The organism is Pseudomonas sp. NBRC 111138 (genome assembly GCF_001320835.1).
Lineage (GTDB): Bacteria > Pseudomonadota > Gammaproteobacteria > Pseudomonadales > Pseudomonadaceae > Aquipseudomonas > Aquipseudomonas paracarnis.
Map to the genome: position 1 here is coordinate 31,387 of NZ_BCBO01000142.1, position 23,765 is coordinate 55,151.

The window sequence follows — 23,765 nt, forward strand, 5'->3', positions numbered from 1 at the left end:
TATAAGCGGGCGGCGTGATGCTGAACAAATACCCTCTGTGGAAATACGTACTGATCCTGGCGGTGCTGGCGATCGGTTTTATTTATTCCGCTCCCAATCTCTATCCTGATGACCCGGCGATCCAGATCTCTGGCGCCAGCACTTCGCTGCAGGTCAATCAGGCTGATCTGGACCGTGCGAGCAAAGCGCTCAACGACGCGGGCATCCAGGTTAAAGCGGCAACCTTGGCGGCTGGTTCCAAAGGCGGCTTGTTGCGCCTGACCAAGCAAGAAGACCAATTGCCGGCCAAGGATGTCGTACGCAAGGCCATGGGTGACGACTACGTTGTCGCGCTCAACCTGGCCCAGACCACGCCACAATGGCTGCGCAGCATTGGCGCGCACCCGATGAAGCTGGGTCTGGACTTGTCCGGTGGTGTGCACTTCCTGCTGGAAGTCGACATGGACAAGGCCCTGGACGCACGTCTGAAGGTCTACGAAGGCGACGTGAAGAGCCTGCTGCGCAAAGAGAAGCTGCGTTATCGCAGCCTGCCGCAGCTCAACGGCGCCATCCAGCTGGGCTTTGCTGACGAAGCATCCCGCGAACAGGCCCGTGCGCTGATCCGCAAGAACTTCAATGACTTCGACATCGTACCGGCCGACCTCAATGGTCAAGCGGTGCTGCGTCTGGCGATGAGCCCGGCCAAGATCGCTGAAATCCGCGAATACTCCATCAAGCAGAACCTGACCACGGTCCGTAACCGCGTCAACGAGCTGGGTGTAGCCGAGCCGATCGTGCAGCGCCAGGGCGCCAACCGCATCGTGGTTGAGCTGCCAGGCGTACAGGACACCGCTGAAGCCAAGCGTATCCTCGGCAAGACCGCCAACCTGGAGTTCCGTCTCGCGGCAGACCCAGGCGCTACGCGTGCCACTTCCGAAGAATTCGAATTCCGCGAAGGCAACCGCCCTCCAGCGCTGATCGAGCGTGGCTTGATCATCACCGGTGACCAGGTGACCGACGCCAAGGCCGGTTTCGGCGAGCACGGCACGCCTGAAGTGAACATCCGTCTGGATGGCCACGGTGGCGAACTGATGAGCCGCGCCACGCGCAGCAACGTCGGTCGCAGCATGGCGGTGATCTTCATCGAGCAACGCCCGGTGACCACCTACACCAAGCAGATGGTCAATGGCGTCGAGAAAGACGTGCCAGTGCAGACCTTCAAGGAAGAGAAGAAGATCATCAGCCTGGCGACCATCCAGTCGCCGCTGGGTGCTCAGTTCCGTATCACTGGCCTGAACGGCCAGGGCGAGTCTTCCGAGCTGGCGTTGCTGCTGCGTGCCGGTGGCCTGGCGGCACCGATGTACTTCGCTGAAGAACGTACCATCGGCCCGAGCCTGGGTGCCGACAACATCACCAAGGGTGTCGATGCGGCGCTGTGGGGTATGTTGTTCGTGTCGCTGTTCATCATCGCCATCTACCGCTTCTTTGGTGTGATCGCCACTGTCGCCCTCGCGGGCAACATGGTGATGCTGCTGGCCTTGATGTCGTTGCTGGGCGCCACACTGACCCTGCCAGGTATCGCCGGTATCGTACTCACCATGGGTATGGCGGTGGACGCCAACGTGCTGATCTTCTCGCGGATTCGTGAAGAGATCGCCGCCGGCATGACCGTACAGCGTGCAATCAACGAAGGCTTCGGCCGGGCATTTACCGCGATCCTCGACTCCAACCTGACCACCTTGTTGGTCGGCGGGATTCTCTTCGCCATGGGCACGGGCCCGGTGAAAGGCTTTGCGGTGACCATGTCCCTCGGGATCTTTACCTCGATGTTCACGGCCATCATGGTGACCCGCGCAATGGTCAACCTGATCTTTGGCGGGCGTGACTTCAAGAAGTTGTGGATTTAAGGGGCTGCCATGTTACGTACAATCAACTTCATGGGCGTTCGCAACGTTGCGTTCGGCGTCACCGTGCTCCTTACCGTTCTGGCGTTGTTCAGCTGGTTCCATAAGGGCCTGAACTACGGCCTGGACTTCACCGGCGGTACGCTCATCGAGCTGACCTACGAGAAGCCGGCCGACGTTACCCTGGTGCGCAGCGAGCTGGTCAAGGCCGGCTATCACGAAGCCGTTGTGCAGAGCTTTGGTGCCACCACCGACCTGCTGGTGCGCATGCCTGGCGAAGACCCGCAACTGGGTCACCAGGTAGCCGAGGCCTTGCAGAAGGTCGGCGGCGATAACCCGGCGTCGGTCAAGCGCGTTGAGTTCGTCGGCCCGCAAGTGGGTGAAGAACTGCGCGATCAGGGCGGCCTCGGCATGCTGATGGCGCTGGTCGGCATCATGATCTACCTGGCATTCCGCTTTCAGTGGAAGTTCGGTGTCGGCGCCATTGTGTCGCTGATCCACGACGTGGTCGTGACCGTGGGTATCCTGGCCTACTTCCAGATCACCTTCGACCTGACCGTACTGGCGGCTGTGCTGGCGATCATTGGTTACTCGCTCAACGACACCATCGTGGTATTCGACCGGGTTCGTGAGAACTTCCGCGTACTGCGCAAGGCGACGTTGATCGAGAACATCAACATCTCCACCACCCAGACCCTGCTGCGGACCATGGCGACGTCGATCTCTACCTTGCTGGCGATTGCTGCGCTGATGATCTTCGGTGGCGACAACCTGTGGGGCTTCTCCCTGGCGCTGTTTATCGGCGTTCTGGCGGGTACCTACTCGTCGATCTACATCGCCAACGTGGTGCTGATCTGGCTGAACCTCAACAGCGAAGACTTGATCCCTCCTGCCGCTACCGACAAGGAGGTCGACGACCGTCCTTGATGGGCGTTTGTTGATCCGCTGTTACAAGAAAGGCGCGAGTATTGAACTCGCGCCTTTTTTTTTGCTCCAAGGCTGGGTATAGCGCGGATCTTTCGGTCCGCTTGTGATGGTCAGGAGGTTCATGTGAACAAGTCGTTGCTGGTTGGTGCGGTATTGGGTGCTGTCGGTGTGACTGCCGGAGGCGCTGTTGCCACCTACAGCCTGGTAAAAAGCGGCCCTGAGTATGCGCAAGTACTGGCGGTGCAGCCGGTTAAAACCCAGATCAAAACCCCGCGTGAGGTCTGCAAGGACGTCACCGTGACCCGGCAACGTCCGGTGCAGGACCAGCATCAAATCGCCGGTACCGTGGTGGGTGCCCTTGCGGGTGGCCTGCTGGGCAACCAGATTGGTGGCGGTAACGGTAAGAAGCTGGCCACCGTGGCCGGTGCGGTCGGTGGTGGCTACGCCGGTAACAAGGTTCAGGAAGGTATGCAGAACCGCGATACCTACACCACTACGCAAACTCGCTGTAACACCGTTAACGACATCAGTGACAAGGTGGTCGGTTATGACGTGCGTTACAACCTGGACGGCAAGGAAGGTACCGTGCGTATGGAGCGCGACCCTGGCAGCCAGATCCCGGTGGATAAGGAAGGTCGTCTGATCCTCGGTCAGAACCAGCAGTAATCCCCAGGTCTGGTTTCGATCCAAGTGTGGGAGCTGGCTTGTCTGCGATAGCGGTGGGTCAGTAACTAATCAGTTGGCTGGCAGCCCGCCATCGCAGGCAAGCCAGCTCCCACATTGGATTGTATTGAGTCAGTTGGAATTGGTTTTTTGCTAAATCCCACGCATAAAAAAAGCACCCCGCGGGGTGCTTTTTTGTGCTCGCTCGCTTAGCGCTTCAGCGAAGCCGGCAGGTGCGGCTGGATCGCCGTCAGTACTGCCTTGAAGCATTTGGTGTTGCCAGCCACGACGTGGCCTTTCTCCAGGAAGTCATGACCACCGGTGAAGTCGCTCACCAGGCCGCCTGCTTCCTGAATCAGCAGGGCGCCTGCTGCCATGTCCCACTCGGACAGGCCCGACTCCCAGAACGCATCAAAGCGACCGGCGGCTACATACGCCAGGTCCAGGCTGGCTGCACCGGCACGGCGGATGCCGGCGGTCTGGCCAACCAGGGCGCGGAACATGCCCAGGTAGTTCTCCAGGTTGTCCATCTGGTCGTCACGGAACGGGAAGCCGGTACCCAGCAGGGCGCCTTCCAGGCTGGTGCGGCCGCTGACACGCAGGCGGCGGCCGTTCAGTTGGGCGCCACGGCCACGGCTGGCGGTGAATTCTTCCTGGCGAACCGGGTCCAGCACAACGGCGTGTTCCAGGCGGCCACGGTATTTGCAGGCGATGCTCACGGCAAAGTGCGGGATGCCGCGCAGGAAGTTGGTGGTGCCATCCAGTGGGTCGATGATCCACAGGTAGTCTTCACCTTCGCCACTGCCTTTGTGCAGGCCGGTTTCTTCACCGAGGATGCCGTGGGTAGGGTAGGCCTTGCGCAGGGCGTCGATGATTTTCTGTTCGGCGGCGCGATCCACCTCGGATACATAATCCTTGGCGTCTTTTTCGTCGACCTTGATGGTATCCAGGCGCTCGATGGAGCGGAAGATCAATTCACTGGCGCTGCGGGCGGCGCGCAGCGCGATATTCAGCATGGGCTGCATGGATAGGTCACCTAAGGTTGTTAAAGAAAGCCGAGCATTCTAGCAGAAACTTTCCTCAGGTGAAGGACGACGTTCGCTTTCATGGCATAACCTTAGGCGGTTCTGTAAGATTTGCTCCCCTTTCCTGTGTCCGCGAGCGCCTCCCTTGCTGCAAAACATTCGTGTCGTCTTGGTCAATACCAGTCATCCCGGCAACATCGGCGGGGTGGCGCGAGCCATGAAAAACATGGGGCTGACGCGCCTGGTGCTGGTCGAACCGCGGGTATTCCCGCACCACGAGGCTGATGCCCGTGCGTCCGGTGCCAATGACTTGCTTGAAAATGCCCAAGTGGTCGCCACCTTGGAGGATGCCTTGGTCGGCTGCAATCTGGTGCTCGGCACCAGCGCCCGTGATCGTCGTATCCCTTGGCCGCTGCTGGATCCGCGTGAATGCGGCACCAAAATGGTGGAAGAGGCTGCTGGCGGTGCTGAAATCGCCTTGGTATTCGGCCGTGAAGACTCCGGCCTGACCAACGAAGAGCTGCAGCGATGTCATTACCACGTGCATATTCCCTCAGACCCTGAGTTCAGCTCGCTGAACCTCGGGGCTGCGGTGCAGGTGCTGACTTATGAAGTGCGCATGGCCTGGCTGGCCGCTGCTGGCCAGCCGAGCAAAATGGAAAAGGAAGAGGTTGCATCGACCAAAAGTGGCGAGTTGGCCACCATGGACGAGCTGGAACGGTTCTATGAGCACCTGGAGCAAACCCTGGTCGCCATCGAATTCCTCGACCCTGAAAAGCCACGGCACTTGATGGCGCGCCTGCGTCGTTTGTACGGCCGCAGCTCGGTGAGCCGGGCTGAAATGAACATATTGCGTGGCATCCTCACGGAAACCCAGAAAGCGGCCCGTGGTGAGCTTCTTGAGCGGAAGGATTAAAAATGTTCGAGCGTTTGCGAGAAGATATCCAAAGTGTTTTCCACCGTGACCCGGCGGCGCGCAACGCCTTTGAAGTGCTGACCTGCTACCCGGGCATGCACGCGATCTGGATCCACCGCTTGTCCGGCGCCCTGTGGGGCATGGGCTGGAAGTGGCTGGCGCGGCTGGTATCGAACTTTGGGCGTTGGTTGACCGGTATCGAGATCCATCCGGGTGCCAAGGTAGGTCGTCGGTTCTTTATCGACCACGGCATGGGTATCGTGATTGGCGAGACGGCCGAGATCGGCGATGACGTCACCCTCTATCAAGGCGTCACCCTGGGCGGCACCACCTGGAATAAGGGTAAGCGCCACCCAACGCTGGGCGATGGCGTGGTAGTAGGGGCGGGCGCCAAGGTGCTCGGGCCGTTTACCGTGGGTGCCGGCGCCAAGGTTGGCTCCAACGCGGTAGTGACCAAGGCTGTGCCGCCGGGTGCTACGGTTGTGGGCATTCCAGGCCGCATCATCGTCAAGCCGCAAGTCGGTGATGAGCAAGAGGCCAAGCGCAAGGCGATGGCCGAGAAGATTGGTTTCGATGCCTATGGCGTCAGTGAAGATATGCCCGACCCGGTGGCTCGTGCGATTGGTCAATTGCTTGATCATTTGCAGGCGGTGGACGGCAAGCTGGAGGGTATGTGCGGGGCGCTGAAGGAGTTGGGCAGCCCGTACTGTGCCAAAGACTTGCCTGAACTGCGTGAGGAAGATTTTGCTGAAATCAAGGACGAAGCCGCTACCACCAAGGCAGGCTGAACGCGGTCTCTTGTGGGAGCTGGCTTGCCTGCGATAGCTGTCTATCAGCTTGCTTATAGATTGCTGGCCCACCGCAATCGCAAGCAAGCCAGCTCCCACATTTGATCTCCATTGGTTCGGTGGTCTTGCAGCAGGCCTGGTTGCGCTGTTCGATCCCACCCCATCCTGCTATGATTCGCGCGCCCTTTTTACGGGTAATCCTGACTAAAGTACTAGGTCTTATAGTTGACTTAAATACTCGGGAATCGCATACTTGCTCCCATTCTGAAACACCTTGGTACTTGTCCATGAGACTGACTACAAAAGGCCGATACGCGGTGACCGCCATGCTCGACTTGGCCTTGCACGCGCAAACTGGGCCGGTGTCCCTGGCCGATATCTCCGAGCGCCAAGGCATTTCCCTGTCCTATCTCGAGCAGTTGTTCGCCAAATTGCGCCGTAGCAATCTGGTTTCCAGCGTTCGCGGTCCGGGTGGCGGCTATCAGCTGTCCCGCGACATGCAGGGTATTCAGGTGGCCCAGGTGATCGACGCGGTCAACGAATCCGTCGATGCCACCAAATGCCAGGGTTTGGGTGACTGCCATGCCGGCGACACCTGCCTGACACACCACTTGTGGTGTGACTTGAGCCTGCAGATCCATGAGTTTTTGAGTGGTATCAGCTTGGCTGATCTTGTGACTCGCCGTGAGGTGCAAGAAGTAGCCCAGCGTCAGGACCAGCGCCGTTGCAACACCAAGGCGCCGCGTCTGGACAAGATCGAAGCGTCCGCCGTCGAGTGACAGCCGAAGAGCTAACGGCACGCCAGCCAGCCTGATTTAGGAGAAAGTCCATGAAATTGCCGATTTACCTTGATTACTCAGCGACCACCCCGGTTGATCCGCGTGTCGCGCAAAAAATGAGCGAATGCCTGCTGGTCGACGGAAACTTCGGCAACCCGGCCTCCCGTTCCCACGTATTCGGCTGGAAAGCCGAGGAAGCGGTCGAGAACGCTCGTCGCCAGGTCGCTGACCTGGTCAATGCCGACCCGCGCGAAATCGTCTGGACCTCCGGTGCCACCGAGTCCGACAACCTGGCTATCAAGGGCGCGGCGCATTTCTACGCGACCAAAGGCAAACACCTGATCACCACCAAGATTGAGCACAAGGCTGTCCTGGACACCATGCGCCAACTGGAGCGTGAAGGTTTCGAGGTCACCTACCTTGAGCCAACCACCGACGGTATCGTCACCCCGGCGATGATCGAAGCTGCGATGCGTGAAGACACCATCCTGGTTTCGGTGATCCACGTGAACAACGAAATCGGCACGATTAACGACATCGCCGCCATCGGCGAGCTGACCCGCTCCAAGGGTGTGTTGCTGCACGTCGACGCTGCTCAGTCCACCGGCAAGGTCGATATCGACCTGTCCAAGCTGAAAGTCGACCTGATGTCGTTCTCGGCCCACAAGACTTACGGCCCTAAAGGCATCGGCGCGCTGTACGTGAGCCGCAAGCCTCGCGTGCGCATCGAAGCCACCATGCACGGCGGCGGTCACGAGCGCGGCATGCGTTCGGGCACCCTGGCGACCCACCAGATCGTCGGTATGGGCGAAGCTTTCCGTGTAGCCAAGGAAGACATGGCTGCCGAAAACGTGCGCATCAAGGCCCTGAGTGATCGCTTCTACAAGCAGGTGGAAAACCTTGAAGAGTTGTACATCAACGGCAGCATGACCGCCCGTGTACCGCACAACCTGAATTTGAGCTTCAACTACGTTGAAGGCGAGTCGCTGATCATGGCGCTCAAGGACCTGGCGGTATCGTCCGGTTCGGCCTGCACTTCGGCGTCCCTTGAGCCTTCGTACGTACTGCGCGCCCTGGGCCGCAACGACGAACTGGCCCACAGCTCTATCCGCTTTACGTTCGGCCGCTTCACCACTGAAGAGCAAGTCGACTACGCCGCGCAGAAGGTCTGCGAAGCCGTCAACAAGCTACGCGTTCTGTCGCCACTGTGGGACATGTACAAAGACGGTGTCGATATTTCCAAGATCGAGTGGGCGGCACACTAACTATAGAAGCCGCCACCCAAGCTCTGTAGGAACGTGGCGGAAAACGCAGGCGTTTCTACAGGGTTCCAGAGCGGCCCTGATGAGTGAGGATTCAGTACCATGGCTTACAGCGAAAAGGTCATCGACCACTACGAAAACCCGCGCAACGTCGGCAAGATGAACGCGGAAGATCCAGATGTCGGCACCGGCATGGTCGGCGCCCCGGCGTGCGGCGATGTGATGCGCCTGCAGATCAAGGTCAACGATGCTGGCGTTATTGAAGACGCCAAATTCAAGACTTACGGCTGCGGTTCGGCCATCGCATCCAGCTCCCTGGCGACCGAATGGATGAAAGGCAAGACCCTGGATGAGGCTGTCACTATCAGCAACACCCAGCTGGCCGAAGAACTGGCGTTGCCGCCGGTGAAAATCCACTGCTCCGTACTCGCTGAAGATGCCATCAAGGCAGCCGTTCGCGACTACAAGCAGAAGAAAGGCTTGATCTAAGCATTTGGCGACGAGTAAGGAGTCAACGATGGCTATCAGCATGACAGAAGCGGCTGCGCAGCACATTCGCCGCTCCCTGAATGGGCGCGGTAAAGGTGAGGGGATTCGTCTGGGTGTACGCACCACGGGCTGTTCCGGCCTTGCCTACGTGCTGGAGTTTGTCGACGAGGTGGTTGAAGAGGATCAGGTGTTCGAAAGTCACGGCGAGAAAGTGATCATCGACCCCAAGAGCCTGACCTACCTGGACGGCACCGAACTCGATTTCGTCAAGGAGGGGTTGAACGAAGGCTTCAAGTTCAACAACCCTAACGTGCGCGGTGAATGTGGCTGCGGCGAAAGCTTCAACATCTGAGGCTACTCGTGGGTACTCCTTGTCATTTCGCTTTATTCGAGCTGCAGCCGAGCTTTCGGCTGGACCTTGAGCAGCTCGCCACGCGCTACCGTGAATTGGCGCGTGGGGTGCATCCGGACCGCTTCGCTGACGCTTCCGAGCGTGAGCAGCGCTTGGCCCTTGAGCAATCGGCCAGCCTCAACGAAGCCTATCAGACGCTCAAAAGCCCCGCGAAACGCGCGCGTTACCTGCTCGCCCTGTGCGGTGGCGAGTTGCCGTTGGAAGTTACGGTGCACGATCCGGACTTCCTCATGCAGCAGATGCAGTGGCGCGAAGAGCTCGAAGACTTGCAGGACGAAGCCGATATAGCCGGTGTTGCGGTCTTCAAGCGTCGTCTGAAAACCGCCCAGGATGAGCTCAACGAAAGCTTCGCAGCCTGTTGGGATGATGCGGCGCAACGCGAACAGGCCGAACGCCTGATGCGGCGAATGCAGTTTCTCGACAAGCTCACCTACGAAGTGCGCCAGCTAGAAGAGCGCCTCGACGATTAACCCAGTGCTGCCCGTGATGCACGCCTGATAGACAGATAAGACCTGATTACCATGGCTCTACTGCAAATCGCCGAACCCGGCCAAAGCCCTCAACCGCACCAGCGTCGCCTGGCGGTCGGGATTGACCTGGGCACCACCAATTCCCTGGTTGCTGCCTTGCGCAGCGGCCTGTCCGAACCGCTGCCCGACGCCGATGGGCAGGTGATCCTGCCGTCTGCCGTGCGTTATCACGCCGACCGCACTGAAGTGGGCGAATCGGCCAAGCTCGCCGCGTCCGCAGACCCCTTGAACACGGTGTTGTCGGTCAAGCGCTTGATGGGTCGTGGGTTGTCCGACGTCAAGCAATTGGGTGACCAACTGCCGTACCGCTTTGTCGGCGGCGAGTCCCATATGCCGTTCATTGACACTGTCCAGGGGCCCAAGAGCCCGGTGGAAGTGTCGGCCGATATCCTCAAGGTGCTGCGCCAGCGTGCGGAAAACACCCTGGGTGGTGAGCTGGTAGGGGCGGTTATCACCGTTCCGGCGTATTTCGATGATGCCCAGCGTCAAGCCACCAAGGATGCAGCGAAACTTGCCGGCCTGAACGTGCTGCGCTTGCTCAACGAGCCGACTGCGGCGGCTGTGGCCTACGGCCTCGATCAGCACGCTGAAGGCCTGGTCGCTATTTATGATCTGGGCGGCGGCACCTTCGATATTTCGATCTTGCGCCTGACCGGCGGTGTGTTTGAAGTGCTCGCGACCGGCGGCGACAGCGCTCTGGGTGGCGATGATTTCGATCACGCCATTGCTGGCTGGATCATCAGCAGTGCCGGCTTGTCGGCCGACCTGGACCCAGGCGCGCAGCGCAACCTGCTGCAAACTGCCTGTGCGGCCAAAGAGGCGCTGACTGACGCTGCTTCTGTTGACGTTTGCTACGGTAACTGGTCGGCGCCACTGACTCGCGAAGCCTTTGATACGCTGATCGAGCCGATGGTTGCCCGCAGCCTCAAAGCCTGCCGTCGTGCTGTGCGTGATTCCGGTATCGAGTTGGAAGACGTTGGCGCAGTGGTCATGGTAGGCGGTTCCACCCGCGTGCCGCGCGTGCGTGAAGCGGTAGCCGAAGCCTTTGGGCGCCAACCACTGACCGAAATCGACCCGGATCAAGTCGTCGCCATCGGCGCTGCCATCCAGGCCGATACCCTGGCTGGTAACAAACGTGATGGCGGCGAATTGCTTTTGCTCGACGTGATCCCGTTGTCCCTGGGCCTGGAAACCATGGGCGGCCTGATGGAGAAGGTGATTCCGCGCAACACCACCATCCCCGTCGCACGTGCCCAAGATTTCACCACCTACAAAGACGGCCAGACAGCCATGATGATTCATGTGCTGCAAGGCGAGCGCGAGCTGATCAGCGACTGCCGTTCCCTGGCGCGTTTTGAGTTGCGTGGCATTCCGGCGATGGTGGCGGGCGCAGCGAAAATTCGCGTGACCTTCCAGGTCGATGCCGATGGCCTGCTCAGTGTCGCTGCGCGCGAACTGGCGTCTGGCGTTGAAGCCAGCATCCAGGTCAAGCCGTCCTACGGCCTCACCGATGGCGAAATCGCCAAGATGCTCAAGGACTCGTTCCAGTATGCCGGTGACGACAAGGTCGCCCGCGTATTGCGCGAGCAACAAGTGGATGCCCAGCGCCTGCTCGAAGCGGTGCAGGGCGCCCTTGAAGCCGACGGCGAGCGCCTGCTGGATGCCGAAGAACGCATGGTCATTGACCTGCAGATGCAGGAACTGGCCGAACTGATGAAAGGCAACGATGGTTACGCCATCGAGCAACAGACCAAGCGCCTGTCGCAAGTGACTGATGCCTTTGCCGCCCGCCGTATGGATCAGACGGTTAAAGCCGCGCTGGCGGGCCGCAACCTGAATGAAATTGAGGAATAACTGATGCCGCAGGTCACTTTTCTACCGCACGCCGAACATTGCCCTGAGGGCATGGTCGTGGAGGCTGAGACCGGCAAGTCCCTGCTCGACGTCGCCCATGACAACCACATCGAGATCGAAAGTGCCTGTGGCGGCGTCAATGCCTGCACCACCTGTCACTGCATCATTCGTAAAGGTTTCGACAGCCTAAATGAGGCTGACGACCTGGAAGAAGACTATCTTGATCGGGCGTGGGGCCTGGAGCCGACGTCGCGCCTGAGTTGTCAGGCGAAAGTGGGGACTGAAGACCTCACCGTCGAAATCCCGAAATATTCGCTCAACCATGCAGCCGAAGCGCCGCATTGATTCAAGGAAATGTCATGAGCCTGAAATGGGTTGATGTACAAGAAATCGCTATACAACTTGCTGAAGCTCATCCTGAGGTCAATCCTCTTACCGTGAACTTCGTCAAGCTGCGCGACCTCGTAATGGCACTGCCGGATTTTGACGACATCCCTGACCGGGGTGGCGAAAAGGTCCTTGAGGCGATTCAAGGCCTGTGGATCGAAGAAGCAGACTGAGCCGCCTTTTTACGCAGTTAGGCAATACCCAATAACCCGCGTATAATTCGCGGGTTTAATTTTTCGTAAATTACCGTTTCTGGAGTTACACCATGGCTGTTCAACGTACTTTCTCCATCATCAAGCCTGACGCTGTTGCAAAAAACGTCATCGGCGAGATCACCACTCGTTTCGAAAAAGCCGGCCTGAAGGTTGTAGCTTCGAAACTCAAGCAACTGTCCAAGGCTGAAGCTGAAGGCTTCTACGCTGAGCACAGCGCTCGTGGCTTCTTCGGCGACCTGGTTGCCTTCATGATCTCCGGTCCTGTTGTTGTCCAGGTTCTGGAAGGCGAAAACGCTATCGCTCTGAACCGTGAGCTGATGGGCGCTACCAACCCTAAAGAAGCTGCTGCTGGCACCATCCGTGCTGACTTCGCTGAATCCATCGACGCCAACGCTGTTCACGGCTCGGACTCCGAAGCTGCTGCTGCTCGCGAAATCTCGTACTTTTTCGCTGCTACTGAAGTAACCGCTCGCTAAGCATCGGCTTAAAGAGTGAGGGTGAATCCATGACTACATCGACTGTTAAAACCAACCTGCTGGGTCTGACTCAGCCGGAAATGGAGAAATTCTTCGACTCAATCGGGGAGAAGCGTTTCCGTGCCGGTCAGGTAATGAAGTGGATTCACCACTTTGGCGTCGACGATTTCGACGCCATGACGAACGTCAGCAAGGCCCTGCGCGACAAGCTCAAGGCCATTGCCGAGGTGCGTGGTCCCGAAGTGGTCAGCGAGGACATTTCCAGCGACGGTACCCGCAAGTGGGTAGTGCGCGTGGCGTCCGGTAGCTGTGTCGAGACCGTGTACATTCCCCAGGGCAAACGTGGCACTTTGTGCGTTTCGTCCCAGGCAGGCTGTGCCCTGGACTGCAGTTTCTGCTCCACCGGCAAGCAAGGCTTCAATAGCAACCTCACCGCCGCCGAAGTCATCGGCCAGGTGTGGATTGCCAACAAATCCTTTGGCAGCGTCCCGGCGACCGTCGACCGTGCCATCACCAACGTGGTGATGATGGGCATGGGTGAGCCGCTGCTGAACTTCGACAACGTGATTGCGGCCATGCACCTTATGATGGACGACCTGGGCTACGGCATCTCCAAACGCCGTGTGACCCTGTCGACCTCCGGCGTGGTACCGATGATCGATGAGCTGGCCAAGCACATCGACGTCTCCCTCGCGTTGTCGCTGCACGCACCTAATGACGCATTGCGTAACCAATTGGTGCCGATCAACAAGAAATATCCGCTTAAGATGCTGCTCGAATCGTGCCAGCGTTATATGGCGACCCTGGGTGAGAAGCGTGTGCTGACCATTGAGTACACCATGCTCAAGGACGTCAACGACAAGCTGGAGCACGCGGTCGAGATGATCGAATTGCTCAAGGACACCCCGTGCAAGATCAACTTGATCCCGTTCAACCCGTTTCCTCATTCTGGCTACGAGCGGCCGAGCAACAACGCCATCCGTCGTTTTCAGGATCAACTGCACCAGGCCGGCTATAACGTCACTGTGCGAACCACTCGTGGTGAAGACATCGATGCCGCGTGTGGCCAATTGGTAGGGCAGGTGATGGACCGCACCCGCCGCAGTGAACGTTATATCGCCGTGCGCGAACTTAACGCCGCTGAAGATTTGCCGCAAATCGCTGTGAATCGAATCTGAGAGAGGATCTCTATGCCCTTGCGCCTTGCGCTGCTTTTACTGTTTACCGGCCTCGTGGCCGGTTGCGTTTCATCGGGTCATGACAGCCCGTTGCGCACTGATAAAGGCCGTGATGAGGCGCGAGTTGCCTATGTGCAACTGGGTGTGGGGTATCTGCGCCAAGGCATGAGCGAGCAGGCCAAGGTGCCGTTGAAAAAGGCCCTTGAGCTGGACGCCGATGATGCCGATGCCAACGCCGCGCTGGCTTTGGTGTTTCAGGCTCAGGCCGAGCCCGAGCTGGCCGACCGCTATTTCCACAAGGCCCTGGCCTCCCGCCCTGCCGATCCGCGGCTGCTGAACAACTACGGCAGTTTCCTGTTCGAGCAGCAACGGTACGACCTGGCGTCACGTTATTTTCAGCAAGCCGCCGCCGATACCCTCTACCCGCAGCGTTCGCGGGTGTTCGAGAACCTCGGTGTGACCTCGATGCGCCTCGGTCAGCGCGACAGCGCTCGCCAGCAGTTGGAAAAAGCCCTGCACCTGAACAGTCGCCAGCCACGGGCATTGCTCGAAATGGCTGAGTTGTCTTACGAAGACAGGCATTATGTGCCAGCACGTGACTATTACGAGCGTTTTAGCCTGCTCAGCGGGCAAAATGCACGTAGTCTATTGCTCGGTGTGCGCCTGGCGACGGTTCATGAAGAACACGACACGGCCGCACGTTTTGGCCAGCAACTCGAACGACTCTATCCCGGTACGCCGGAATATCAGCAATACCTGTCGGAGCAATGATGAAAGCCGCGCACCCGGAAGATGTAGCAGCTAATCGCGTCAACCCAGGCGAAACCTTGCGCCAGGCCCGCGAAAGCAATGGTTGGTCGCTGGCTGAAGTGGCCCTCAAGCTCAATTTGACCAGTACCTCGTTGGCCAATCTGGAAGCCGGCGCGTTCGACAAGCTGCCTGGGCACACTTTTGCCCGCGGCTATATCCGCGCTTATGCAAAATTGCTGGGTATCGACCAGGCCGTGCTGGTCCAGGAGTTCGACCAGTTCACCGGCACCGATGCCCAGGGCAGTAATGTCCATGGGTTGGGGCGCATCGAAGAGCCTACGCGCGTTTCCCATACCATTTTGCGGATTGTCAGCCTGTTGTTGCTGATTGCCGTGGTCGGCGGCGGTTTTGTCTGGTGGCAAGACCAGACCTCCCAGCGCAACAAAGACCTGACCAGCAACGCCATGGAACATGTCGAAGTTGAAAGCGCCGACGGCACCACCCAGATTCACCCCCTGGACGAGCCGGAAGACCAGGCCGTGGTAGAGGGGCAAGCTGCGCCGCAAGCGCCGGCCACTGCCGAACAACCCGCGCCAGACGCCGGCACGGCCCCTGCTGCGGTACCGGCTCCGGCTGTTCCGACCGCTCCGGCCGCACCCGTGGCCCAGGCTCCGGCGGTTCCGACGCCTGCACCTGCGACCCCTGCGCCAGCCGCACCCGCAGCGCCGGCGATGTCGCCTCCCACCACCCCGGCATTGATCGCCGGTGATGGGCGCGTACAAATTACCTTCATCGCTGACTGCTGGACGCAGGTCACCGATGGCAACGGCAAAGTGCTGTTTAGCGGTTTGAAGCGTAAGGGAGATACGCTTGACCAGGGCGGCAAGCCTCCTTTGACGCTGCGTCTGGGCTTTGCCCGTGGCGCGCAAGTGGCCTACAACGGCCAGCCTGTAGACGTGGCGCCGTTCACCAGTGGCGAGACTGCTCGCCTCAAGTTGGGACAATAGTCATGCACGGCGAATCTCCAATCAAACGTCGCGTATCGCGCAAGATCTGGGTCGGCTCGGTGCCGGTGGGTGGCGACGCCCCCATTGCAGTGCAGAGCATGACCAACAGCGACACCAACGATGTGGCGGCCACCGTGGCTCAGATCAACCTTCTGGAAGCGGCCGGTGTGGACATCGTGCGGGTTTCCGTACCAGACATGGATGCAGCCGAGGCCTTTGGTCGTATCAAGCAGTTGGTCAAGGTCCCACTGGTTGCCGACATTCACTTCGACTACAAGATCGCATTGCGCGTGGCCGAACTGGGTGTGGACTGCCTGCGTATCAACCCCGGCAACATCGGGCGTGAAGACCGCGTGCGTGCCGTGGTGGACGCTGCCCGTGATCGCGGTATTCCGATCCGCATCGGCGTCAACGCCGGCTCCCTGGAAAAAGACCTGCAAAAGAAATACGGCGAGCCCACTCCGGCAGCGCTGGTTGAGTCGGCGCTGCGCCACGTTGAACACCTTGAACGCCTGAACTTCCAGGACTTCAAGGTCAGCGTAAAGGCCTCGGACGTGTTCATGGCCGTAGAAGCCTATCGCCTGCTGGCCAAGGAAATCGTGCAACCGCTGCACCTGGGTATCACTGAAGCGGGCGGTTTGCGCTCAGGCACAGTGAAATCTGCTGTGGGTCTCGGTATGCTGCTCGCCGAAGGGATTGGCGATACTATCCGCATCTCTCTGGCGGCAGACCCCGTAGAGGAAGTGAAGGTCGGCTACGACATTCTCAAGTCCCTGCGTTTGCGTTCCCGTGGTATCAACTTCATCGCCTGCCCGAGCTGCTCGCGGCAGAACTTCGACGTGGTGAAAACCATGAACGACCTGGAGTTGCGCCTGGAAGACCTGCTGGTGCCGCTGGATGTCGCAGTGATCGGTTGTGTGGTCAACGGGCCGGGTGAGGCCAAAGAGGCCCACGTGGGCCTGACGGGTGGCACACCGAACCTGATTTACATCGACGGCAAACCGTCGCAGAAGCTAACGAATGACAATCTGGTGGATGAGCTGGAAAAGCTGATCCGCGAGAAAGCGGCCGAGAAGGTCGCCGCTGACGCAGCGCTGATCGCTCGCGGCTGATTGAACGAATTTAAGGATCTGATGTGAGCAAGTCTCTGCAAGCCATTCGTGGCATGAACGACATCCTGCCGGAGCAGACGCCACTGTGGCGCTACTTCGAAAGCACTGTCGCGCGCCTGCTGGATAACTACGGTTACAAGCAGATCCGCATGCCGATCGTCGAGTTCACCGAGCTGTTCAAACGCTCCATCGGTGAAGTGACCGACATCGTCGAAAAAGAGATGTACACCTTTGAAGACCGTAACGGCGACTCCCTGACCCTGCGCCCGGAAGGCACTGCCGCGTGCGTTCGCGCCGTACTGGAACATGGCATCACCGGTGGTGGCCAGACCCAGAAGCTGTGGTACATCGGCCCGATGTTCCGCCACGAGCGCCCGCAGAAAGGCCGTTACCGCCAGTTCCACCAGATCGGTTGCGAAGTGTTCAACCTGGACGGCCCGGACATCGACGCCGAGCTGATCGTGCTGACCTGGCGCCTGTGGGGCCAACTGGGCATCCGCGATGCGGTCAAGCTTGAACTCAACAGCCTGGGCACCAGCGAGTCCCGGGGTCGCTATCGCGAAGCCCTGGTCGAGTACCTGTCGGCCCACCTGGACAAGCTGGACGAAGACAGCCAACGCCGTCTGAAAACCAACCCGTTGCGCGTACTGGATACCAAGAACGCCGACACCCAGGCCGTGCTGGTCGATGCGCCGAAAATGGCTGATTACCTGGACGACGAGTCCCGGGTGCATTTCGAGGGCCTCAAGGCGCGTCTGGATGCAGCCGGTATTCCCTACGTGATCAACCCCAAGCTGGTGCGTGGCCTCGACTACTACAGCAAGACCGTGTTCGAGTGGGTCACCGACAAGCTCGGCGCCCAGGGCACCGTGTGCGCCGGTGGTCGCTACGACGGCCTGGTCGAGCAAATGGGCGGCAAGCCGACCACGGGCGTAGGCTTTGCCATGGGCATCGAGCGGCTGATCCTGCTACTGGAAACCCTGGAGCAGGTCCCGGAAGAAATTTCCCGTCAGGTGGACGTGTACCTGTGCGCCTTCGGCGAGGCTGCCGAACTGGCGGCCCTGGCCTTGAGCGAAAAAGTACGTGACCAACTGCCCAACCTGCGCCTGCAGATCAATGCCGGCGCTGGTAGCTTCAAGAGCCAGTTCAAGAAGGCCGACAAGAGCGGTGCGCTTTACGCACTGATCCTCGGCGATGACGAGCTGGCCCAGCAAGTGGTAGGTTTCAAACCCCTGCGTGGCCAGGGTGAACAACAGAACATTGCCTTTGATGCGCTCGCTGCGCACTTGGCCACCTGCGTCGTGCAGGGTTGAAGCTGTCGAACAGCCGAATTTAGCGATTAAGGAGTATTGGGGTGTCGAGTACTGATGATGAGCAACTGGCCGAGTTCAAGGACTGGTGGCAGCGTAACGGCAAGCCCCTGGTCACTGGCGGCCTGCTGGCTTTAGTGGTGGTGTTCGGCTGGCAAGCCTGGACCAAGTATCAGGCCAACCAATCCCAGGGCGCTTCGATCGTTTATCAGCAATTGCTGGAAACTACCCTGACGCCGGACGGCAAGCCTGACCCTGCGCAGGTGGCAGACCTGGCCGGCAAGCTGAAAAACGAATTCGGCGGTAGCACCTACGCCCAATACGGCAGCCTGTTCGTCGCTAAAGTCGCGGTCGATACCGGCAAGCTGGATGACGCCGCCACCGAGCTGAAGGCCATTGCCGACAAGCCGACCAACCCGACCCTGGGTGAAATCGCACGTCAGCGCCTGGCACAGGTATTGGCGGCGCAGAACAAGGCTGACGAAGCACTCAAACTGCTCGACGGCGATGCTGACAAGGCATTCGTGGCCACTCGCGAAGAGCTCAAGGGCGACCTGTTGGTCCAATTGGGTCGTACCGACGAAGCCCATGCTGCGTACCAAAAAGCCAAGGCGGCGCTGTCTGATGAAGCGGCGGTCGGTGGCTTACAAATCAAGCTCGACGACTTGGCCAAAGGGGATGCGTGACGTGATCCGTTGGAAACATGCAGCATTGCTGGCTCTGGCCGTTTTGGCCGCGGGTTGCAGCAGCAACAGCAAAAAAGAACTGCCTCCTGCCGAGCTGACCAGCTTCAAGGAAGAAGTGGTCCTGCAAAAACAATGGAGCCAATCCATTGGTGATGGGCAGGGCGACCTCTACAACCTGTTGCAGCCGGCGATTGACGGCGACAACATCGTGGCTACTGATTCCACTGGCGTTGTGGTTGCCATGGATCGCATGAACGGCGACGTCAAGTGGAAGAAAGACCTCGAACTGCCGGTTTCCGGCGGTGTGGGCGTCGGCTACGGCATGGTGCTGATCGGTACCCTCAAGGGTGACGTGGTCGCGCTGGACTCCAGCACCGGTGAAGAGAAGTGGCGCGCTCGCGTGACCAGTGAAGTGCTCTCGGCGCCGGCTACCAACGGCGATATCGTCGTGGTGCAAACCCAGGACGACCGCGTGATCGGCCTGGATGCCTCCACCGGGGACCAACGCTGGTTGTACGACAGCACCCCTGCGGTGTTGACCCTGCGCGGTACCAGTGGTCCGATTGTGACCAGCAACCTGGCCGTTGCTGGCCTGTCGACCGGTAAAGTGGTTGCCTTGAATACCCAGAACGGCGTGCCGGCCTGGGAAACTCGTGTGGCCATCCCGCAAGGTCGCTCCGAACTGGATCGCGTGGTAGACATCGACGGCGGCTTGCTGCTGTCGGGTGAAACCCTCTACGTCGCCACCTACCAGGGGCGTGTTGCCGCGCTGGACCTGCAAAGCGGTCGCATCAACTGGCAGCGTGATGCCTCCAGCTATGCGGGTGTCGCCCAAGGGTTTGGCAGCGTCTACGTGAGCCTGGCATCCGGCACCGTTGAAAGTGTGGATGAGCGTTCCACCACTGCACTGTGGAGCAATGACTCCCTGGCTCGCCGTCAACTGTCGGCACCGGAAGTCTTCTCCAGCTACGTCGCGGTCGGTGACTTTGAAGGCTACCTGCACCTGCTGAGCCAGGTGGATGGTCGTTTTGTCGGTCGCCAGCGTATCGACAGCGACGGCCTGCGTGCGCGTCCGCTGGTGGTGGGTAACATGCTTTATGTGTATGGCAACGGCGGCAAGCTGGAAGCCCTGACCATCAAGTAAAGGTTTGACTATGCTTGGGGTAACCCCCAGGCGGCCCTGCTTCAATACCGGTTGCTGTAGGAGCGAGCTTGCTCGCGAAGGACGTCAACGATAACGCGGGTTTTCTGGATAAACGCGTTGTTCTCGGGTTTTTCGCGAGCAATCTCGCTCCTACAGTGGCGGGGGCAGAAGCAGGGCATGTGGCATTTTAAATGCTGCCCCGAGCACCAGCCGCTGCCCTGCAGCGGCTTTTGTATTTTCTGAAATAACGAAGTGGAGAGCCGCATGGTTCCCGTAATCGCCCTGGTGGGCCGACCTAACGTCGGCAAGTCCACCTTGTTCAACCGCCTGACCAGGACTCGCGACGCCATTGTCGGCGACTTGTCCGGTCTGACCCGTGATCGCCAATACGGTGAGGCAAAGTGGCAAGGGCGCTCCTACATTATTGTCGACACCGGTGGTATCTCCGGTGACGAGCATGGCATGGACGAAAAGATGGCCGAGCAGTCGTTGCTCGCTATCGAAGAAGCCGATGTGGTGCTGTTCCTGGTGGACGCCCGCGCGGGCTATACCGCCGCTGACCAGATGATTGGCGAGCACCTGCGCAAGCGCAACAAGCGTTCCTATCTGGTCGCCAACAAGATCGACAACATCGATCCTGAGGCCGCCCGTGCCGAATTCAGCCCGATGGGCCTGGGCGATGCGATTCCGGTCGCCGGTGCTCACGGCCGCGGCATCACCCAGATGCTGGAAATCGCCCTGCGCGACTTCCCAAAGGATGATGTCGAGGAAGAAGAGGGCGAGGAAGAGATCGTCGCTGAAGGCGAGGAAGCCAAGCGCATTCCTGGCCCGAGCGAAAAAGACGGTATCAAGATCGCTATCATCGGCCGCCCGAACGTCGGCAAGTCGACCCTGGTCAACCGTATGCTCGGTGAAGACCGCGTTATCGTCTACGACCAACCCGGTACCACTCGCGACAGCATCTACATCCCGTTCGAACGCAACGAGGAAAAGTACACGCTGATCGACACCGCCGGTGTGCGCAAGCGCGGCAAGATCCACGAAGAAGTTGAAAAGTTCTCGGTGGTCAAAACCCTGCAGGCGATCAAAGACGCCAACGTGGTGATCTTCGTGATGGACGCCCGCGAAGGCGTGGTGGACCACGACCTCAACTTGCTGGGCTTTGCCCTGGAAGCCGGTCGTGCCCTGGTCATCGCGATCAACAAGTGGGACGGCATGACGCCGAGCGAGCGTGATTTCGTCAAGATCGAGCTGCAGCGTCGGTTGTTCTTTGTCGAGTTCGCCGATATCCACTTTATCTCGGCACTGCACGGCACCGGCGTGGGCAACCTCTACGCGTCCGTACAGAACTCGTTCAAGTCCGCGGTTACCCGCTGGCCGACCAACCGTCTCACCCAGATCCTTGAAGACGCGGTGGGCGAGCACGCACCACCGATGGTCAACAACCGCCGGATCAAACTGCGTTACGCCCACTTGGGTGGTGCCAACCCGCCGATTATCGTGATCCACGGTAACCAGATCGAGAAGGTGCCCAAGTCCTATGTGCGTTACCTGGAAAACACCTACCGCCGTGTCTTGAAACTGGTCGGTACGCCGATCCGTATCGAGTTCAAGGGTGGCGAGAACCCATACGAAGGCAACAAGAACACGCTGACTGACCGTCAGGTGAACAAGAAGCGTCGTTTGATGACTCACCACAAGAAGGCCGACAAGAAGCGCCGTGATAAAAAATAACGGCAGTTTCGAGTTGTAAGCTACAAGCTGCAAGAGAGGGCTCCTTTGGAGCCTTTTTTGTGCCTGACGGTTTGCCCCTTGACCTGCTTGCAGCTTGCAGCTTAAAACTTGCAGCTCACCCGAAGGGGGCTCCCATGATCAGCAGTAAGCTGCCAAACGTCGGCACGACCATTTTCACCACCATGTCGCAACTCGCCGCCGAAACCGGCGCGCTCAATCTGTCCCAGGGTTTTCCCGATTTCAATGGTCCGCAGGGTTTGCTCGATGCAGTGGGTAAGCACATCGCCCTCGGTCATAACCAGTACGCCCCCATGACAGGCCTGCCGGTGCTGCGTCAGCAAGTGGCGGCCAAGATCGCCCGCAGCTATGGCGTCACGGTGAATGCCGACACTGAAGTGACCATCACGCCAGGCGCCACCGAGGCGATTTTTTGCGCCATTCAGGCGGTGATTCGCAGCGGTGATGAAGTCATCGTGTTCGACCCCAGCTATGACAGCTACGAGCCTTCGGTTGAACTGGCCGGTGGCCGCTGCGTGCATGTGCAACTGAGCCTGCAAGGCTTCGCCCTGGACTTCGAGAAACTCAAGGCTGCGCTTTCACCGCGTACGCGCATGATCATCCTCAATAGCCCGCACAACCCCACCGGTGCATTGATCAGCCGTGTCGAGCTGGACCAGTTGGCCGAACTGATCCGCGACCGCGATATCTACCTGGTCAGCGATGAGGTCTACGAGCACCTGGTATTCGACGGTGTGCCCCACGTCAGCGTATTGGCCCATCAGGAACTGTATCAGCGCGCATTCGTGGTCAGCTCATTCGGCAAGACCTATCACGTCACAGGCTGGAAGACCGGCTACGTGGTCGCGCCACCGGCCCTCAGCGCCGAACTGCGCAAGGTGCATCAATATGTCAACTTCTGCGGCGTCACCCCTTTGCAGTACGCTTTGGCGGACTTCATGGCCGAACACCCGGAACATGTCGAAGAACTGCCGGCCTTCTATCAGGCCAAGCGGGACCTTTTCTGCGACCTGTTGGCGCCATCGCGCTTGAGCTTTACCCGGGTGACCGGCACTTACTTCCAACTGGTGGATTACTCGCAGATACGCCCAGACCTGGATGACGTCGCCATGTCCGTGTGGATGACCCGCGAACATGGCGTGGCGACCATTCCGGTTTCGGTGTTCTACCAGCACCCACCCCAAGGCCAGCGCCTGGTGCGCCTGTGCTTTGCCAAACGCGAGGAGACGTTGCGACAAGCGGCGGAAAAACTATGCGTGATCTGAGTGTACTGCCCAATCTGAACATTGCCCTGGTGCAGACGAGCCTGGCCTGGCATGACCGGCATGCCAATTTCGAACACTTCGAGTTGCTGCTGGAGCAGGCCAAAGGCGCCGACTTGATCGTGCTGCCAGAGATGTTCACCACCGGTTTTTCGATGGAATCAGAAACCCTCGCCGAGCCGGAAAACGGCCCCACCCATCATTGGCTCCAGGCCCAGGCGGCAAAGTATCAGGCCGTGATTACCGGCAGTGTGATCATCCAGGCCGCCGATGGCAGCCACCGCAACCGTCTGCTGTGGGCGCGGCCGGATGGTGAGGTGTTGCATTACGACAAGCGCCACCTGTTCCGCATGGCCGGTGAACATGACCATTACACCCCAGGTGAACGTCAGGTGCAGTTCGAGTTGAAGGGGTGGCGCATTCGCCCGCTGATCTGCTATGACCTGCGCTTCCCGGTGTGGAGCCGCGATGCCCAGGATACGGACCTGCTGCTGTACACCGCCAACTGGCCGGGCGCTCGGCGTCAGCATTGGAATCGGCTGTTGCCGGCGCGGGCCATTGAGAACCTGTGTTACGTGGCGGCGGTGAACCGGGTGGGCACCGACGGCAAGGGGTTTGCCTACACCGGCGATAGCCAGGTGTTGGATTTCCAGGGTGAGACTTTGCTGAGTGCAGGGGAGGCGGATGGGGTGTTCCAGGTGATCCTGGATGCGGCGGAGCTGGCGGCTTACCGTACACGGTTCCCGGCGAATCTGGATGCCGATAGCTTTCAGTTAGTCTAAGGCTCTTAGATTGTTCCCACGCTCTGCGTGGGAACGCCTCTTGGGACGCTCTGCGTACCGCTTCTAAGGGCGGACGCAGAGCGTCCAGGGCTGCATTCCCACGCAGAGCGTGGGAACGATCAGGCCCCTGGATTCTCACCCAGGGGCCTTTTGCATTACGGCAATGCTTACGCCGC

The 23,765-nt window shown here is 59.5% G+C and carries 25 protein-coding genes; 24 read left to right on the plus strand and 1 reads right to left on the minus strand.

Annotation, left to right across the window (positions count from 1 at the left end):
• The first annotated feature begins 17 nt into the window (after positions 1 to 17).
• The 3 genes from secD (at position 18) to APH41_RS24475 (ending at position 3,476) form a co-directional block, all read left to right on the plus strand.
• Positions 18 to 1,886, plus strand: coding sequence for a protein translocase subunit SecD (gene secD, locus APH41_RS24465; RefSeq protein ID WP_003194025.1), 1,869 nt, complete (start codon positions 18 to 20; stop codon positions 1,884 to 1,886).
• A 9-nt stretch (positions 1,887 to 1,895) separates the two neighbouring features.
• Entirely contained in the window at positions 1,896 to 2,810 is a 915-nt protein-coding gene (secF, locus tag APH41_RS24470; RefSeq protein WP_003194024.1) for a protein translocase subunit SecF, read from the plus strand.
• Positions 2,811 to 2,933: 123 nt separating this feature from the next.
• Positions 2,934 to 3,476: a glycine zipper 2TM domain-containing protein gene (locus tag APH41_RS24475; RefSeq protein WP_003194023.1), complete on the plus strand. Its 543-nt coding sequence runs from the start codon at positions 2,934 to 2,936 to the stop codon at positions 3,474 to 3,476.
• Between the two features lie 206 nt (positions 3,477 to 3,682).
• Here the strand turns inward: APH41_RS24475 and suhB are convergent, their stop codons facing one another.
• Positions 3,683 to 4,498, minus strand: coding sequence for an inositol-phosphate phosphatase (gene suhB, locus APH41_RS24480; protein ID WP_005791195.1), 816 nt, complete (start codon positions 4,496 to 4,498; stop codon positions 3,683 to 3,685).
• Positions 4,499 to 4,643: 145 nt separating this feature from the next.
• On the opposite strand from suhB, the gene trmJ reads away from it, so the two are divergent.
• The 21 genes from trmJ to APH41_RS24585 all read left to right on the plus strand — a co-directional run bounded on the left by trmJ (position 4,644) and on the right by APH41_RS24585 (position 23,589).
• Positions 4,644 to 5,414 (plus strand): tRNA (cytosine(32)/uridine(32)-2'-O)-methyltransferase TrmJ, encoded by a 771-nt coding sequence (gene trmJ, locus APH41_RS24485; protein WP_054922019.1) that lies wholly within the window; start codon positions 4,644 to 4,646, stop codon positions 5,412 to 5,414.
• A 2-nt stretch (positions 5,415 to 5,416) separates the two neighbouring features.
• Positions 5,417 to 6,202 (plus strand): serine O-acetyltransferase, encoded by a 786-nt coding sequence (gene cysE, locus APH41_RS24490; RefSeq protein ID WP_034128028.1) that lies wholly within the window; start codon positions 5,417 to 5,419, stop codon positions 6,200 to 6,202.
• A gap of 287 nt (positions 6,203 to 6,489) precedes the next feature.
• Positions 6,490 to 6,981, plus strand: coding sequence for a Fe-S cluster assembly transcriptional regulator IscR (gene iscR / locus APH41_RS24495; RefSeq protein ID WP_003194020.1), 492 nt, complete (start codon positions 6,490 to 6,492; stop codon positions 6,979 to 6,981).
• Between the two features lie 50 nt (positions 6,982 to 7,031).
• The gene (locus tag APH41_RS24500) at positions 7,032 to 8,246 is read left to right on the plus strand and encodes an IscS subfamily cysteine desulfurase (protein ID WP_003194019.1); all 1,215 of its coding nucleotides are present in this window, start codon (positions 7,032 to 7,034) and stop codon (positions 8,244 to 8,246) included.
• A 99-nt stretch (positions 8,247 to 8,345) separates the two neighbouring features.
• A complete protein-coding gene (gene iscU / locus APH41_RS24505) occupies positions 8,346 to 8,732 on the plus strand; it encodes a Fe-S cluster assembly scaffold IscU (RefSeq protein WP_003175965.1) in 387 nt (128 codons plus the stop codon).
• A gap of 28 nt (positions 8,733 to 8,760) precedes the next feature.
• Positions 8,761 to 9,084 carry an iron-sulfur cluster assembly protein IscA gene (iscA, locus tag APH41_RS24510; RefSeq protein ID WP_003209680.1) on the plus strand — a complete coding sequence of 108 codons (324 nt, stop codon included), beginning with the start codon at positions 8,761 to 8,763 and terminating at the stop codon, positions 9,082 to 9,084.
• Between the two features lie 8 nt (positions 9,085 to 9,092).
• Complete coding sequence (gene hscB, locus APH41_RS24515) at positions 9,093 to 9,614, plus strand: co-chaperone HscB (RefSeq protein WP_054922022.1); 522 nt, start codon at positions 9,093 to 9,095, stop codon at positions 9,612 to 9,614.
• Positions 9,615 to 9,665: 51 nt separating this feature from the next.
• Positions 9,666 to 11,528 carry a Fe-S protein assembly chaperone HscA gene (hscA, locus tag APH41_RS24520; protein WP_034128026.1) on the plus strand — a complete coding sequence of 621 codons (1,863 nt, stop codon included), beginning with the start codon at positions 9,666 to 9,668 and terminating at the stop codon, positions 11,526 to 11,528.
• A 3-nt stretch (positions 11,529 to 11,531) separates the two neighbouring features.
• Positions 11,532 to 11,873: an ISC system 2Fe-2S type ferredoxin gene (fdx, locus tag APH41_RS24525; protein WP_032895388.1), complete on the plus strand. Its 342-nt coding sequence runs from the start codon at positions 11,532 to 11,534 to the stop codon at positions 11,871 to 11,873.
• 14 nt (positions 11,874 to 11,887) lie between these two features.
• On the plus strand, positions 11,888 to 12,088 hold the full coding sequence (gene iscX / locus APH41_RS24530; protein ID WP_034128025.1) for a Fe-S cluster assembly protein IscX: 201 nt from the start codon (positions 11,888 to 11,890) through the stop codon (positions 12,086 to 12,088).
• A gap of 92 nt (positions 12,089 to 12,180) precedes the next feature.
• Positions 12,181 to 12,606: a nucleoside-diphosphate kinase gene (ndk, locus tag APH41_RS24535; RefSeq protein WP_003175956.1), complete on the plus strand. Its 426-nt coding sequence runs from the start codon at positions 12,181 to 12,183 to the stop codon at positions 12,604 to 12,606.
• Between the two features lie 29 nt (positions 12,607 to 12,635).
• Positions 12,636 to 13,784, plus strand: a complete 1,149-nt coding sequence (gene rlmN, locus APH41_RS24540; protein ID WP_003194014.1) for a 23S rRNA (adenine(2503)-C(2))-methyltransferase RlmN — start codon at positions 12,636 to 12,638, stop codon at positions 13,782 to 13,784.
• A 12-nt stretch (positions 13,785 to 13,796) separates the two neighbouring features.
• On the plus strand, positions 13,797 to 14,555 hold the full coding sequence (pilW, locus tag APH41_RS24545; RefSeq protein WP_054922025.1) for a type IV pilus biogenesis/stability protein PilW: 759 nt from the start codon (positions 13,797 to 13,799) through the stop codon (positions 14,553 to 14,555).
• Positions 14,555 to 15,541 carry a RodZ family helix-turn-helix domain-containing protein gene (locus tag APH41_RS24550; RefSeq protein WP_034128023.1) on the plus strand — a complete coding sequence of 329 codons (987 nt, stop codon included), beginning with the start codon at positions 14,555 to 14,557 and terminating at the stop codon, positions 15,539 to 15,541. The genes pilW and APH41_RS24550 overlap by 1 nt, the downstream gene beginning before the upstream one ends.
• A gap of 2 nt (positions 15,542 to 15,543) precedes the next feature.
• The gene (ispG, locus tag APH41_RS24555) at positions 15,544 to 16,653 is read left to right on the plus strand and encodes a flavodoxin-dependent (E)-4-hydroxy-3-methylbut-2-enyl-diphosphate synthase (protein WP_054922028.1); all 1,110 of its coding nucleotides are present in this window, start codon (positions 15,544 to 15,546) and stop codon (positions 16,651 to 16,653) included.
• A 23-nt stretch (positions 16,654 to 16,676) separates the two neighbouring features.
• Positions 16,677 to 17,966 carry a histidine--tRNA ligase gene (hisS, locus tag APH41_RS24560; RefSeq protein WP_034128022.1) on the plus strand — a complete coding sequence of 430 codons (1,290 nt, stop codon included), beginning with the start codon at positions 16,677 to 16,679 and terminating at the stop codon, positions 17,964 to 17,966.
• A gap of 41 nt (positions 17,967 to 18,007) precedes the next feature.
• On the plus strand, positions 18,008 to 18,649 hold the full coding sequence (locus tag APH41_RS24565; protein WP_003194010.1) for a YfgM family protein: 642 nt from the start codon (positions 18,008 to 18,010) through the stop codon (positions 18,647 to 18,649).
• Positions 18,642 to 19,793: an outer membrane protein assembly factor BamB gene (bamB, locus tag APH41_RS24570; protein WP_054897812.1), complete on the plus strand. Its 1,152-nt coding sequence runs from the start codon at positions 18,642 to 18,644 to the stop codon at positions 19,791 to 19,793. The genes APH41_RS24565 and bamB overlap by 8 nt, the downstream gene beginning before the upstream one ends.
• A gap of 264 nt (positions 19,794 to 20,057) precedes the next feature.
• On the plus strand, positions 20,058 to 21,527 hold the full coding sequence (gene der, locus APH41_RS24575) for a ribosome biogenesis GTPase Der (RefSeq protein WP_016977675.1): 1,470 nt from the start codon (positions 20,058 to 20,060) through the stop codon (positions 21,525 to 21,527).
• Between the two features lie 134 nt (positions 21,528 to 21,661).
• On the plus strand, positions 21,662 to 22,810 hold the full coding sequence (locus tag APH41_RS24580; protein WP_054922031.1) for a pyridoxal phosphate-dependent aminotransferase: 1,149 nt from the start codon (positions 21,662 to 21,664) through the stop codon (positions 22,808 to 22,810).
• On the plus strand, positions 22,798 to 23,589 hold the full coding sequence (locus APH41_RS24585) for an amidohydrolase (protein ID WP_054922036.1): 792 nt from the start codon (positions 22,798 to 22,800) through the stop codon (positions 23,587 to 23,589). Before APH41_RS24580 ends, APH41_RS24585 begins: the two co-directional genes overlap by 13 nt.
• Positions 23,590 to 23,765 lie beyond the last annotated feature (176 nt).